Origin of the sequence: Streptomyces sp. H39-C1 (genome assembly GCF_027158125.1) — a bacterium.
Classification (GTDB): Bacteria; Actinomycetota; Actinomycetes; order Streptomycetales; family Streptomycetaceae; genus Actinacidiphila; species Actinacidiphila fildesensis.
The window spans coordinates 1-15,175 of sequence record NZ_JAPVLS010000015.1 but is presented as its reverse complement, the minus strand read 5'-3'; the positions used below and the strand labels follow the sequence as shown (position 1 = coordinate 15,175).

Below are 15,175 nucleotides of genomic sequence, written 5' to 3'. Positions count from 1 at the left end.
TTTCTGCAATGGGAGCTGTGAGCCCGCGTGGCCTCGGCTCACTTGCGTCGGGGCCACGCGGGTGGTCTCAGCGGGCCGGTGGCGCGACCGGTGGCTCGTCTGTTGCGCGGGGTGCTGTGCTAGCTGTGGGTGTTGAAGAAGTGGACGTCCTTGTTCTGCCAGGTGTTGGTTGCGGAGGTCCAGGCGCTGAGGGTGGGGTCGTTGAAGGTTCCGCTGCCGTCCGGTTTGGCGGTCCAGGTGATCATGCGGGAGGTGGCGTTGCTGTAGCCGTACATGACGCCGAGGTCGTCCTTGCCGTCGCCGTTGTAGTCGCCGGCGACCATTTGGGGCATGGAGTCGTAGTAGTAGTTGCCGGCGGGTGTGGACCAGGCGGTGAAGGGGGGGTTGAAGGAGCCGTCCGGTTTGCTGGTGCTGAGGAAGGTGTTGAGACTGTCTTGGCCGTTGCTGTGGTCGTACCAGGCGGCGATGTCGTCGCGGCCGTCGCCGTTGAAGTCTCCGGCTTGGAGGTGGGCTTGGTTCCATGAGCCCCAGGTGGCGCTGGTCCAGGAGATGGTGGGGTCGTTGAAGCCGCCGGTGGGGTTGGCGAGGAAGGTGTGCATTTTGACGGTGGTCATGTCGCCGTAGCCGTAGAGCACGCCGATGTCGTCGCGGCCGTCGCCGTTGTAGTCACCGATGGCGAACTTGGCGTGGGTGACGTCCCAGTTGCCGGGGGAGGTGGTCCAGGAGGCGAAGGGTTCGTTGAAGCCGCCCTGGGGGTTGGCGGTGAAGGTGAACAGCGTGTCGTGACCGTCGCTGTAGTCGTACCAGACGGCAAGGTCGTCGCGTCCGTCGCTGTTGAAGTCCCCGGATTGGAGGGACATTTGGTTGGCCCACCAGCGGCCGGGGGCTGCGGACCAGGAAGCGACAGGTGTGTTGAAGCCGCCTTCGGCGTTGCCGGTCGCGGTGAATAGGCGGACGTGTCCGTCGGCGTAGTTGTACAGCATGGCCATGTCGCCGCGTCCGTCGCCGTTGTAGTCGCCGGTGGCGTAAGTCATGTTCGCCGCATTTCCGGAGCCGGCCGGGGCGCTATAGCTCATGGCAGGGTTGGCGAAGGTGCCGTCGGAGTTGGCTTTGAAGGTGTGCAGGTTGTAATGGCCGTCGGCGTAGCTGTAGAGGGCGGCCATGTCGCTGCGTCCGTCGCCGTTGTAGTCGTGGCGGATGGCGGTGCCGGAGGACCAGAGGGACTGCCCCTTGACGTTGTAGACGATCAGGTTGCCGCGGTCCTGGAGCAGGGCGTAGCCGCCCGGCGCGGAAGTTTTCGATTCCCAGGCTTTGGTGATGCCGTCGGCTTTGTAGACGACGAGGTTGCCGTCGTTTTGCATGAGGGTCTTGGCGCCGGTTCCCGCGGTGCCGGCGGACCACAGAGTCTTGCCGGCGTTGGAGGTGATGACGAGGTTGCCGTCGCTCTGCATGCTGAGCTTGGCGGAGCGGGAGGTGAAGCTCTGGCCGGAGGTGAGGGTGGTGCCGGCGGGGATGCGGGAGCCGCCGGTGATGCCGTCGATGGTGAACGGGGCACCAAAGTCGGTGACATTCGCGCCGGTCTTGACGCCGGGCCAGCCGGTCATGGTGTTGTCGGTCTTGCGGCACCATAGGTCGGGGATGGTGTCACCGGTGATGTCGCCGGCGGAGCCGATGGCGGGGCAGGCGCCGGCCGAAATCGCGAGGTTCTTGCCGGCCGTGTTTTTGATCTGGACGCGGCTGGCGGGGTCGCCCCAGGTGGTGGGGTCAAGTTTGCCGTCGGGGCCGTTTTTGCCGTAAGAGCGGTAGATGCTGCCGGTCGCATCTTCACGGAGCAGCAGGTCGGGGATGCTGTCGCCGTTGAGGTCGCCGGGGGCGATCACGGTGAACTTGTCCCAGTCACTGCCGCCGACCAGGACGGGGGCACCGTTGTTGTCGAGGTTGGGGTTGTCCCGGGTGCCGTAGTAGACCCACAGCAGTTTGCCTTCCTTGACCAGGACGTCTGGGGCGCCGTCGCCGTTGAGGTCGCCGGGCGCGATGATCTGTTCGGCGTCGTGCCAGTGATCGTCGCCGGTCCACGCTTCGTCCCCGTCACAACCGTTTGTGTTGTCCTTCTTGGGGCAAAACACCGTGAAGGTCTTGTAGTCGTCGGCGACAAGACCGACTCCGTTGTTCGGGTAGTAGCGGATCTCCTTGGCCGGCTCATTGGGGTTGGTGGTGAGGGCGATCAGGTCGTTGTAGCCGTCCTGGCCCCAGTCGCCACGGGAGGTGACTTGGCCGCTGGCGAAGGCCTGCCCGCCGTTGGTGGCGGCGGAGAACTGCCCGTTGCCTTGGCCGGCGTAGGTGAGCAGGGTGCCGTTGGAGTCGATGTTCCAGATGTCGTTGTTGCCGTCGCCGTTGAGATCGCCGGGGATGTCTCGCTCGGTGGAGCGGCCGGCGTAGTAGACGTAGGTGGCGGTGTCGGAGCGGTTGCCGACCTTGTCGAGGCTGAAGGCATAGACGAAGTGTGGTCCGTAGCCGGGCGGCGTGATCGAGATCGAAGTGGCTGCCCCGGGGGTGGCGTCGGTGTACTTCACCTGCGGGTCGTCGTCGCTGTACCAGCCGTACCGCTTCACGTCGGGCACACCGTTGGCGGTGAGGGAGAAGCCGCCCGCAGTGCGGGCTTTTCCGGTACCGGCGGGCCAGCCCGCCTCGCCGTTGGGAAAGACCGTGGAGCTGATGACGGGGTATAGAGGGCGTTGGCGGTCGACGGTGAACTTGCAGGTGGCCGACCAGGCGGGGGAGTACTCGCCCTGGTTGTCCTTGGCTCGGACTCTCCAGGTGAAGTCCCCGTTGTCAGCCTTGTTGTCGGGCAGGATCAGGGTGGCGATCTTGCCCCTCAGCGCGGGAATGGACTGGTCGAGGACCGGGGTGGCGACGCCGGCCTTGTAGAGCTGGAACTGGGCGGTGAGGTTGCCGGCGTCCGGGTCGTCGATGGTGGCGTGCAGGCTGATGCTGGTGTTGCCGATCCCGCCGCCGGTGGCGCAGTCGGTCTTGGGGTTGGTGCCCAGGCCAGTGGGGGTCTTCGGCGGGTGGTTGTACTTCGTCTCCAGGACCGCGGTCTTGGGGTCGAACTTCTTCCAGCCGAATGTGTCGGTCTCGTCGCTCGCGTACAGGCCCAGGGTGATGCTGGCCTTGTTCGTGGCGGCCGCGGCCCTCACGTTGGCGGTGGTGTCGAACTCCAGGTTGTCCGCGGGGCAGTTATCGCTGCCCTGCCAGCCCTTGGCGGCGTTGACGGTGTAGAGCTTGGCGACCCTGTCGGGTTGGTTACTCCAGGTGGTCTTCTTGGAGATCGCCTTGGTCTCCCACAGCTCGACGGGCCGGGCTTGGCAGGACCAGGACCACTTGTTGAGGATCCGGAAGGTGGAGGAGATGACACCGGCGCCCTTGATGTTGGCGGTGTTCATCTGGAAGAACGACCGGGACAGGCCACCGGTCTGGTTCTCGTAGCCGACGCGGGCGACTTCGTTGGCGTTCCAGTACGACGACTTCGGGTACTTCTTGTATACCCGGGTCCAGTTCTGGCGGTTGCCCCAAGCCCAGGACGGGTCGATGAACACGGGATACTGCGTGCTGGGTGCGGTCAGCAGCGCCTGGTCCGGCGTGATCGACAGAGTGTTCCCGGATACCGCTGTGGCCATCTGGGCGTCGTTGGCGCCGGGCGAGGGCTCGAACGCCTCACCGCCTGCCGGTACCTCCGCGGTGGTGGCCGTGGTCACGGTGCGGGCGGTGACGCTGGCAGGCGCGGCTGAGGGGGCACTCGTGGTGCTGGTGGAGTCCCACATCAGCGGGGTGGGAGATGAGAAGACGGTCTGCCCGGCAGGGTCAAGCGCGGTCACGCTGCCGGTGTCGGCGTCCGTGGACACACTCAGCCCGACAGTGCTCATCGTGTACTTCAACGTCGCCAGATCCGGATTCGCCGCGGCTGCTGCGGACTTGACGACCAGCAGCTGCGAGAAGCCCTCGACCTCGGCCTTGAGCTGCAGGTCGACGCCGGGCAGGATCTCGCTGTAGGTAGCGATGTTCGCGGCCAGCACCGGCTTGGGCAGCGGTTTGGGCCACGACAACGTCAGGGTGCGGCCGTCCTTGACCCCGGACAGCAGCGGCCCGGTGCCGCCACCGGAGAACACCACCGACACCGCCGCGGCCTTCGGCACCACACCTCCATCGGCGGCGAAGACCAGACTCGGATCGGTCTTCACCCACGCCCCGGCCCGGAACAAGCGGATCGGGGCGCCGTACCGCTTGACGGAGAACGTGCCGTCCGGGTTCGCCCACTGATCCGAGATCTCGGTGCGCGCGGACAGCACCTCCGTGGCCGTGCCCGTGGACGCGGCCGTGGCCAGAGCCTGGTCGAGCTCGTCGACGGAGCCGTCGTCGGCCGCCCCGGCGGTGACCGTGGCGGGAAGCACCTGCCGAGGAACGGCGGCTGCGGCTTCGGGTACGACCACCGTCGTCGCGCCGAGCGCGCCGATCGCGGTGAGGGTGAGGGCGCGCAGCGGCCGCCTGAGACGCGGCCCACCTGACCTGATTGAAATGGACACCACATGTTCCTTTGAACGCGGCAAAATTACCGGAACCGCACTCTATATGGCAGTGAATAACTGCGCCGAGCCAATTGAGCACGGCTTTCACTAGCCTGCTTTATTCGGACTTTATGTACCAAAAATTTATGATTCGGCTCAAAGGGGGCGCGATCCCGAGTGTGGACCAGGCTCCTGGCCTGGCACTTTCGAGCCGGTCACTCCGAGATTCGTGTGATAGTCATCACGAAGTAGCTGCGGGGGGCGTCCTGACGTTCGTAGTGACGAAAAGGTTGTACGGGATTCCTGGTTCTTTTCCTGTTATTGTTCGGCAGTCATTTTGAGGAATTGCTGCAAGGGGTGGGGCGTGAGCCGTTTCGGCGGGCGGTGGCTGGCTGTGTCTTTGGCTGTGGTCACGATGGTGGGGGTTGTGCCGGCCTCGTCGATAGCGGCAGCAGCGGCCGGGACGACGACGCTGGAGGCATTGAAGCAGCCGAAGGCCGTACCAGTCAGGCCGGTGAAGGTCGGCGGGACGAAGCGGCCGGATGCTGCTGCGGCTCATGCCTGGAAGGGTGCCCCGAAGGTCACCTGGCCGGCGTCCGGCAGCGCCGACGTCACTCTCGGTTCCACCCGGCCCGCCACTGCGACCCTGTCCGGGGCGGCTAAGTCTGCCCCGGCAGCGCCCAAGCCGGGTGCCGCGCAGCGTGCGGGATCGCTGCCAGTGACGGTCGCCCCTGCGGCAAGCCCCCGGGTTGCCACACCTTCCCCAGCGAAGATCAAGGTCACCGTCGCGGATCACGCCACGACGCAGAAGGCCGGCATCGACGGCCTTCTGCTGAGCCTGGCCCGCACCGACGCCTCCGCCACACCCAGCCCGGTCAAGGTCAACGTTGATTACGCGGCGTTCCGTGGCGCCTACGGCGGCGATTGGGCCTCGCGTTTGCACCTGGTGCAGCTGCCCGCCTGCGCCCTGACCACCCCACAGGTCGCTGCCTGCCAGGTCCAAAAGCCCCTCGCTACTACCAATGACACCAAGGCCGGCACCCTGACCGCGACTGCGGACGCCGCCCCCCAGACCGCGCCGAGCATGCTGCGCAGCGCAGCGACAAGTGGCGCGACCGTGCTGGCTGCGACAGCCGGTGCTGCCGGCAGCACGGGTGACTACAAGTCCACCTCTCTCCAGGCATCGGGTTCGTGGAGCGCGGGCGGTTCGACCGGTGCGTTCACCTGGTCCTACCCGATTGCCGTTCCTGCAATGCCCGGCGGTCTGCAGCCGTCGATCGGCCTCGGCTACAACTCGCAGAGTGTCGATGGCCGCACGGCGGCGTCCAACAACCAGCCAGGGTGGCTGGGTGACGGCTGGTCGTATGAGCCGGGGTTCATCGAGCGCCGCTACAAGGGCTGTGAGGATGACAAGTCCGGTGGCACCAACACCACCAAGGTCGGTGACCTGTGCTGGTACAACGACAACGCCACCTTGTCCCTGGGTGGTAAGAGCACTGAGCTGGTTCACGATGACAAGACCGGTTGGCATCCGGCCGACGACAGCGGTGAGAGGGTCGAGAAGCTCACAGGTGCGGTCAACGGGGACAATGACGGGGAGCACTGGAAGGTCACCGCGACCGATGGCACCCAGTACTTCTTCGGCCTGAACCGCCTGCCCGGTTGGAAGGACGCCACCACCCCCGTAACGCACTCGGCGTGGACGGTGCCGGTGTTCGGCAACCACTCCGGTGAGCCCTGCTACAACGCATCCTTCGCCTCGGCGTGGTGCCAGCAGGCGTGGCGCTGGCAGCTGGACTACGTCGTCGACCCGCACGGGAACGCGATGGCGTACTACTGGAACGCCGAGAGCAACAACTACGCCCGCAACGTCTCGGAGACCACCGGCAAGGGCACCGCCACCCCCTACACCCGCGGCGGGTACCTCGACCACATCGACTACGGCCTGCGCTCGGACTCCGTCTACAGCGCCAAGGCCATGGGGCAGGTCGCCTTCGCCACCGATGAGCGCTGCCTGACCGGCTGCTCGACGTTCGATGCGACGAACGCCAAGAACTGGCCGGATACCCCCTTCGACCAGGACTGCAAGGACGGCGCGGAGTGCAAGGACCAGTTCTCGCCGACCTTCTGGTCCCGTAAGCGCCTGAAGACCATCACCACCAAGATCCTGACCGGCGGCGCCTACAAGCAGGTGGATTCCTGGGCGGTGGGGCAGGACTTCCCTGCCTCCGGCGACGGCATTTCTACGCCGATGTGGCTCAAGTCCATCACCCACACCGGCACCGACAAGGCCGGCACCACCGCGGCCCTTGACCCGGTGACCTTCGCCGGTGAGCAGAAGGCCAACCGGGTCGACAAGCTCGGCGACGGACTGGCCCCCTTCATCCGCCTGCGCCTGTCACAGATCACCACCGAGACCGGCGCCACCATCGGCGTCTACTACTCCGACCCGGGCTGCACCGCCACCACCCTCCCGGCCGCCGACGCCACCAACATCACCAGCTGTTACCCGGTGAAGTGGTCGTTCGAAGGCACGACCGCCAAGCTGGACTGGTTCAACTCCTACGTCGCCACCCAGGTCGTCGAGGGCGACAACCTCGCCAACACCCCCGACAAGGTCATCAGCTACAAGTACCCCGACGGCGCGGCGTGGGCGAAGTCCACGGACGAGTTCACCAAGGACACCGACCGCACCTACTCGGTCGCCCGCGGCTACGGCCTGGTCCAAACCCGCACCGGTGCCGCCTCCGACGCCCGGACGCTGGCCGAGACCCGCTACTTCCGCGGTATCGACGGCAAGGACGTCAAAGACTCAGCAGGCGTCGCAGTCACCGACCGCGAACAGTTCGCCGGCATGGTCCGCGAAAGCACCACCTACAACGGCGACGACACCACCAAACTCCTCACCGCCACCGCCAACACCCCCTGGCGCTCGGCCGCCACCGCAACGCGAACTCGGACCGGCCTGCCCGACCTGGTCGCGTACCACACCGGCACCCAGAGCCAGCAGACCCGCACCACCATCACCGGCGGAACCCGCTCCACGCAGCTGACCCGGACCTTCGACAGCTACGGCATGGTCGCCACCGTCTCCGAAACCGGCGACACCGCCAAGGTCGGTGACGAGAAATGCACCACCACCAGCTACGCGCGCAACACCAGCACCTGGATGCTCAACAAGGTCTCCCAGACCGAGGCACTTGCGGTCACCTGCGGCTCGACCCCGAGCCGTCCCGCCGATGTGTTGTCCGACAAACAGACCTTCTATGACGGCAGTACCACTCTGGGAACCCCACCGACCAAGGGCGACGCCACCCGGACGGCGCAGATCAACGGCAAGGGCGACGGCTACGACACCACCGCCACCACCCCTGTCTCCAGCTACGACATCTACGGCCGTGTCCTTGCCGTCACCGATACCTACGGCAAGACCACGACCACTGCGTTCACACCTGCCACTGGTGAAGTACCCACCCAGCTAGTCGTCACCAACCCTCTCGGCCACACTGTGACCACCGCCGTGGACTCGCTGCGCGCTCAGCCCACAAGCATCACGGACGCCAACGGGCGCATCACCGCCAGCGCTTACGACCCGCTGGGGCGCCTGACCAAGGTATGGCTGCCCACCCGCTCCGCCATCACCTACCCTGACTCGCCGAGCTCTACGTACAGCTACCAGGTCCGCAATGACCGTCCGATCGTGGTCACGACCAGTGTCCTGAACCACAACTCGCTGTACGAAACCTCCTATGCCTTCTACGACGGCCTGCTGCGGCCCCGCCAGACACAATCACCCTCGCCGGACAGTGCGGGACGCCTGCTGACCGAGACGTCCTATGACACGCGGGGCCTGGCCTGGCGGTCCTCGGGCACGTATTACGCGGACGGCAGCGCCGAGGCAGTCCTGGTCACCGGCCAGGAACTGAACTACCCGGCCTCCGCCGACACCCTGTTCGACGGTGCGGGACGCACCACCGCAGTCATCGCCAAGAAGTTCGGCGACGAGACCAAGCGGGTGACTACCTCCTATACCGGTGACACCACCACGGTGATCCCGCCCGCCGGCGGCACCGCCACCACCACGGTCAGCGACGCGCTGGGCCGGACGACCGAGCTGCGGCAGTACACCGACGCGGCCCGCACCAGCTTCCAGTCCACCACCAACACCTTCAACGCGCACGGCCAGCTCGCCCAGGTCAAGGACCCGTCCGGGGCGGTGTGGAAGTACAGCTACGACGTGCGCGGCCGACAGACGCACGTCGAAGACCCCGACAAGGGCGCCTCCGACACCGTCTACGACGCCGGCGACCGCGCCACCGACGCCACGGACGCCCGCAAGATCACCCTGCACACCGACTACGACGCGTTGGGCCGACCGACCGCCCTCAAGCAGGGCGCCACCACGCTATCGGGCTGGACATACGACACCGCCACCGGCGGCAAGGGCCAACCCGCCACCGCCACCCGGTACGTCAACGGCGACGCCTACGTCAGCACCATCACGGCGTACAACGCGCTCAACGAGGTCTCCGGCAGCCAGGTGACCATCCCCGCGAACACCACCACCGGTGCGCTGGCCAACACCTATAAGTGGAGCAGTTCCTACAACCTCAACACCGGCGCTGTGCTGTGGGCGCAGCAGCCGGCCGCTGGCGGGCTGCCGCAAGAGCGCATCACCCCCGGATACACCACCCACTCCGGGCTGCTGGACACCCTGGGCGCGGGCACTGACACGCTGGTGTCGAAGACGACCTACGACCACTACGGCCGCAACACCCGCACCGAGTACGGGGTGTTCGGCAAGCACCTGTGGACCTCGTCGGAATACGACGAGCACACCGGGGCCCTGACTCGCCAGTACACCGACCGCGACTTGGCACCACAGCGGGTCAACGACACCCGTACCGCCTACGACCCGGCCGGAAACGTCACCTCCATCAACGAGGTCCAAGGCCAGGACGCTGCTGCCGTCAGCGATACGCAGTGCTTCACCACGGACGCCCTGCGTCGCATCACGGACGCCTGGACTGCTACCGCCAGCCCCTGCGCCACCAGCCCGTCGGACGTCACGGTGGGCGGCAAGGACGCCTATTGGACGTCCTACAGCTACGACCCGGTCGGCAACCGCAAGACCGAAACCCAGCACAAGACCGCGTCGGGCCCGGCCAGCGACACCACCCGCACTTACACCGCCCCCGCCACCGGCACCCACAACCTGCCCGCCGTCACCCAGACCGGCACCGGCGCACATAGCGAGGCTTACGCCTACGACGAGGCCGGCAACACCAAGACCCGCGACACCGGCACCGGCGGACCCCAGACCCTGACCTGGAACGCCGAAGGCCACCTGGACACCACCACCCAGGGCACCAGCACCAGCACCAACATCTACGACACCACCGGCCAGCGCCTGATCCGCAAGGACTCCACCGGCACCACCCTCTACCTCCCCGGCGGCACCGAACTCCAACTCACCCCTGCCGGAACCGTCATCGGCACCCGCTACTACAGCGCCGGCGCCCAGACCATCGCCATGCGCACCGCAGGAAAAATCACCTTCCTGCTCTCCGACCCGCACGGCACCAACACCACCCAGGTCGACGCCACCACCCAGGCGGTCACTACCCGCAAGACCACCATCTTCGGCGCCCCCCGCGGTACCACCCCCACCAGCTGGAACGGCGATAAGGGCTTCGTCGGCGGCACCAAAGACACCGGCACCGGCCTCACCCACATCGGCGCCCGCGAATACGACCCCGCGATCGGCCGCTTCGTCAGCGTCGACCCCCTCATGGACCTCACCGATCCACAATCCCTCGGCGCCTACGCCTACGCCGACAACAACCCTGTCAGCCAAAGCGACCCGACGGGTCTCTACACCTGCCGCAATGGTCATGAGGGCTGCAACGAGCACGGCAATGCCTGCGGCAGCGACTGCAGCCCTTGGGCGACCCAGGCTGGCGACTGCGTGGAGACCGAATGCGGGCCCAGCAAGATCAACCAGAACCCGGACGTGAGCCTCCAGAAGCAGCATGAGGTCTCCTACCACAGGCAGCATTGCGACGACTTGTGCCCAATCCTCGGCATCTCCTCGCCGAAGGACTCCCGGTGGCAGGAAATGCTGGCGAATATGTACGGGCCGGGCGGGCGCCCAATGCACGACACGTGGGCCGCCGAACATGCCCAGGAATTGAGCGTGGCCTTCACGCCCCACCCGAAGTATTCGTACGAGACCTCGGAGTTTGTCGGGCCGAACAGCCTTGGCAGTCCTGAGGAGATCATGGCCTACTTCAAAGCGCACCCCCAGGCGATCTTCCCGTTCAAGGTGACGGGCTGCGACTCTTTCACCCAGGGTGCGACATGCCTGCTCCATCCCGGCGACTCGATCATGCATGGGCTGGGTAATATCGCCGGAGGACCGGGGGAGGTGACGGTATCTATCAAGGATAGGACCTCGTTCACCTTCACCGTGACGGGCAAGGGATACTTCGACGATCTGGGATCGCAGATCCAGTTTTCGATCTCGTCACGGGACGACGGTGTGTATCTGACGCAGAAGGCTTACACGACGGGCTCGAACTGGTTCGCCTGGTTCGGCGTCAAGACCGGGGCTGCGGCGAGTACGTGGCAGGATCAGGCAAGCAACCTGAGGAGTGCCCTTGAGAACAGGTAGTTCGCCGGCGGGCCGCGCGGGGCCGGAGGTCGGCCCTGCGGAGACGGTCCGCGGAGCGAAGTGGATGAGAGCTGGGGGGAAGGTCTGGGTGCCCTCGGCTGCCTGGATCGTCGCTGCAGCGGCGAGTCCCTTGGTGGCTATGGCGGTTTCGGCCGGTGACCTCACAGCGATCCCGCTGTTGTTCGTCTTCGTCGTCGTGGGTGTTCTGGGTATCCCGTTGGGCGTCGCCCTCGGACGCCTGGGAGTCCTGCGGGAGGCTGCGGTTACGGCGGCGCTGGCGGCCCTGACGGCGACTGCGGTCTGCGCAGTCCAGAGCTTCGAGCTCGGCGTCCAGTGGACTGCGGGCGGGACGGTGGTCTTCGTCGTCTTGGTGGCCTTCCTTTTCGCGATCCTGGCGCTGCCACTGCCGGCGATCGGATTCGTCATCGGCTGGGCACTGAGAAAGCGGCGGGGGTGAAGCGCCCGGCGTAGGGTTGGTTGCGTAGGTGGAAGATCCAAAAGCCGTTGGCGACCACCAGCGACACCAAGACCGGCACCCTGACCGCGTGTGCGTCGGGTGGTTCGGGTGACTGCAAGGCCCAGGGTGATTCGAAGTCGGGGTGATCATGTGGCGCCACTGGTCACGGCAGAGTGGTGATCTCCTGGAGAGGTGTCACGTACGCAACGAAGCTCCGGTTTACGGGGTCACTTCGCAAGTCGCCCTGAACAACCGGAGCTTCGAAGTGCCGCCAGTCTGCCACCGTTGGTGACCCGACCGGCACAGAGATTTTCGAAGGAAGTGAAGACGGCAGCTCTGACAGCGGTGGCGGTAAGGGAAGTGAGTCGATCGACCGGGCATCGGAAATCGACAGCCAGATCTTGAACCCGAGCCCCGTCACACCCCCCCCATGGGAAACAGCAGTTTCACCCGAACTTGTACTACAGCCGGAGATCTTGAGGGTCGGTAATTGGTGGGATCGGTTGGTGGTGTTTCCAGGCGTGCAGCCTGGGCGGCAGAGGGTCTCCGCGACGTCGATAGTGGCTGACCTGGGCGCGCGTCTGATGGAGTCGGCGCCAGAACTCGCAGGCCAGGACGGTCTCGACGGGGTGGTGGGGGTTGAAGCGGGTGGCGGCCAGGCAGTGCCGGACGGCGTGGACGGATGGCCGCAGTAGCGGTCCGGGAATCGGACGGCGGCCTCGCTCCCGGTCGTGGCCTGGGCTTTTCCCGCCGTGGGGTCATGCTCGGTGTCGGGGAGGGCGGCGTGCTGGACGGCGAGGAAGGCGGTGGCGAGCATGCAGGCCGTGACGTGCCGGTGCCAGGGCGTCCACTTGCGGACCTGGTACTGGGCGAGTCCGACGAGTTGTTTGTTGATCTCGTTGTCCTTCTCGATCTGCCATCGGCCGCCGGCCCGGGCGATGATCTCGCTGATCGTGGCGTCGGCGGAGGCGTGGGCGAGGAAGTAGGCGATCTCGCGGTGCAGTTCACCGTCCTTGCCCCGCCGGTTGGGGTGGAGGGACCGGCGCAGGACAAGCCAGTGCGTGTGACCCTCGGCCGGGGACTCGTCCTTCACCTCGACGGCGAAGACGGTCCAGTCGTAGAGCCTGGCGCCCTTGGAGCCGAAGCCGCAGGAGCGACGTTCCCACTGGTCACGGGCCTTCGCATAGTGAAGGAGGTCGTCGGCTCGCTTCACGGCCGGCTGGCGCTTCTTGCCGGGCACGCCGTCCAGCGGCAGGTCGACGGGGACGCCGAACACATAGGGCAGCTTCTGTTCGTGGCACCAGGCCCGCAGCTGCGGGTCGCGGCCGTAGCCGGCATCGGCCAGCACCCAGGCGAACGGCACCTGGGCGGCGCCCGCCTGCTGAAGCATGGCGATGGCCTGCTCGGGCTTGGTGGCGAAGGCGACGTCGTCGGGGACGCCAGCCGCGCGGCACCGCTCCTGGTCCTGCGTCCACTCCTTGGGCAGGTACAGGCGGCGGTCGATGAACGCGTGCCCGGCCGCGGTGGCGTAGGTGAGCATGACCATCGTCTGGCAGTTGCGGACATCCCCGGTCAGCCCGCAGTGCTGGAAGGCCACCCCGACCGACTTGGTGCCCTTCTTCTGCGCCTGGGTGTCGCCGATGACCAGCGACGCCTCCGGATCGCCCAGATGCTCCACGACGTAATCGCGCACCGCGTCCCGCAGCACGCCGGCGTCCCACACCGACCCGTTGAGTAGCCATTGCATGCGGTCCGCGGTCACATGCCCGGCCCGCTCCGACAGCGTCCAGCCGTTCTTCTTCGGCAGCTCCGCCAGCAGCCCCTCAATGAACTGCGCGAACACGACCTTCGGTTCCGGCCGGTTGAACAAGTACCCCAACGAGCCGATCAGCGCGGCCAGTTCAGCATCCCACTCGGCTATCTGCTCAGCCGTCACGTCCATCATCATGCCCGGTCAACGACACAGCCGGAGACCCGTCACAAGATCTCCGGCTGTAGTAATAGGCAAGGATCCGCACCACACCCGCATACCCGCGTCATAGGGGCATCTTGTGAGACCGGGGGTCCCGCCGAAACACTCCGGCGGGGCGGCGGATTGGCCATGACTGCTTTGGCAGTGACTTGTGTGTGGGCATCTTGCGCCGATGGTCGACGCAAGGGCAGGAGTTCGACGAGTTCACGGGCAGCTCCGCCGCCTGCTCCCCACGTCCAGGGCTGTTCGACCGCGTTCGATGGGAGCCAGCAAGATGTCTGCTCATCCCTCGGTTCCGGAGCCGGAGGCGAGGACGGCGGCGCATGCTGAGGCGCATGCCAGGACGGCGAGTAGGCGCGGGTAGCCGCCCAGTGGTGCGGCGAGTGCCGCTCCGGCGAAAGGGGCGAGGGCGCCGGCGACCGTGACGGGGGCCGCGAGGGTGGCGGAGAGGCGTCCGTGGGCGGCGGTGCCCCAGCGGTCTGTTGCTGCGGTGGCCTGGAGGAGGGTGAGGTTGCCGCGGACCATGCCGGCGACGATGGCCAGGGCGATGAGGAGGGGGAGGGGGCCGGAGACGGCTGCAAGGAGGGCGGTGGTGGCGCCGCCCGTCGCGATGAGGACGACGGTGCGAGTGGTGGCCCCGGAGCGGCGGGCGAGTTGGCGTACAGGGTGCGGCCGAGTGTCTGGCCGAGGCACGCCGGGAAACAGGGTGGCGGCGCCGAGGGGTCGCGCTGCCGCCCTTACCTGCCGGATCTCGTTGGGGCCGGGAGCGGTCCTAGACCCGTTCGGCCGTCCGCTGCGGCGTCAGTTCGGCGCCTGGCGGGCGCAGGAACAGGCAGAGGGTGTGGGCGGGCTCGGCCGTCCCTCGGATCCAGCGGGTATCGACGACGGTGCAGGCGGGCCCGTCCCCCAGCCAGTCCGCGGCGGCTTGGAACAGGGCTGTGGGGTCCTGGCCCGCGAGGATCAGCGTCCCGTCGTCCTCCACGGTGACCCATAGGTCGACGTGCGAGTTCACGAACGCCCCCGCGCGCTCGCGCAGCTCTTCGACCAGCGTCGCAGTACCGGAATCAGTCGTCATCGTTCTACCTTCCGCGCACATGTATCAGTGACTGTTCGTGTGCCCCGCTTACCTTCCGTCACTCCCTGGAGTTCCTCGGGATCGCGTGAACGCCTAAGTCGGCGCAGGCGCCGAGAGCCGTCCCATCCCCGGGCATCGGGATGGGACGGCTCTCGGAAGGTCGGCCGAAGGTGTTACGCAGCGAGGGTCGTGCGGGGCGCGGGGCGCTCGCCTGATCCGGAGCGGCGGGCCTGGGCGAAGCGGCTGCGTCGGCCGCGGGTGGCGGTGGCGCTGCGCTTGGCGCGTTCCACGACCGGTGCGGCGATGACACACGGGATGCCGCTGGGGGCCTGGGCTCCGGTGATGCGGGTCAGTTCGGCCTCGTCGGGGCGGACCTGTGCGGTCTGCGGGGCGATGCCGGCGTCCCGCATCAAGCGGATCATGTCGCGGCGCTGGT

General features: G+C 66.9%; 5 protein-coding genes and 2 pseudogenes. 2 read left to right on the top strand and 5 right to left on the bottom strand.

Annotation, left to right across the window (positions count from 1 at the left end; translation table 11 throughout):
• Positions 1-119: 119 nt before the first annotated feature.
• Positions 120-4,580 carry an FG-GAP-like repeat-containing protein gene (locus tag O3W51_RS12620; RefSeq protein ID WP_269285763.1) on the bottom strand — a complete coding sequence of 1,487 codons (4,461 nt, stop codon included), beginning with the start codon at positions 4,578-4,580 and terminating at the stop codon, positions 120-122.
• A gap of 376 nt (positions 4,581-4,956) precedes the next feature.
• Between O3W51_RS12620 and O3W51_RS12615 the strand changes: the two genes are divergently transcribed.
• Both O3W51_RS12615 and O3W51_RS12610 read left to right on the top strand, forming a co-directional pair.
• Positions 4,957-11,235, top strand: coding sequence for an RHS repeat domain-containing protein (locus O3W51_RS12615; protein WP_269285761.1), 6,279 nt, complete (start codon positions 4,957-4,959; stop codon positions 11,233-11,235).
• Between the two features lie 64 nt (positions 11,236-11,299).
• Complete coding sequence (locus O3W51_RS12610) at positions 11,300-11,692, top strand: hypothetical protein (RefSeq protein ID WP_269285759.1); 393 nt, start codon at positions 11,300-11,302, stop codon at positions 11,690-11,692.
• 163 nt (positions 11,693-11,855) lie between these two features.
• Here O3W51_RS12610 and O3W51_RS12605 read toward each other — a convergent pair whose 3' ends face one another.
• The 4 genes and pseudogenes from O3W51_RS12605 to O3W51_RS12590 all read right to left on the bottom strand — a co-directional run.
• Positions 11,856-13,628: an IS701 family transposase gene (locus O3W51_RS12605; protein WP_269285757.1), complete on the bottom strand. Its 1,773-nt coding sequence runs from the start codon at positions 13,626-13,628 to the stop codon at positions 11,856-11,858.
• A 318-nt stretch (positions 13,629-13,946) separates the two neighbouring features.
• Positions 13,947-14,350 (bottom strand): annotated as a pseudogene (locus O3W51_RS12600) (MFS transporter); the annotation flags it as partial.
• Between the two features lie 86 nt (positions 14,351-14,436).
• Positions 14,437-14,739 (bottom strand): hypothetical protein, encoded by a 303-nt coding sequence (locus O3W51_RS12595; RefSeq protein WP_269285755.1) that lies wholly within the window; start codon positions 14,737-14,739, stop codon positions 14,437-14,439.
• A 173-nt stretch (positions 14,740-14,912) separates the two neighbouring features.
• Positions 14,913-15,175, bottom strand: a pseudogene (locus O3W51_RS12590) (DEAD/DEAH box helicase); the annotation flags it as partial.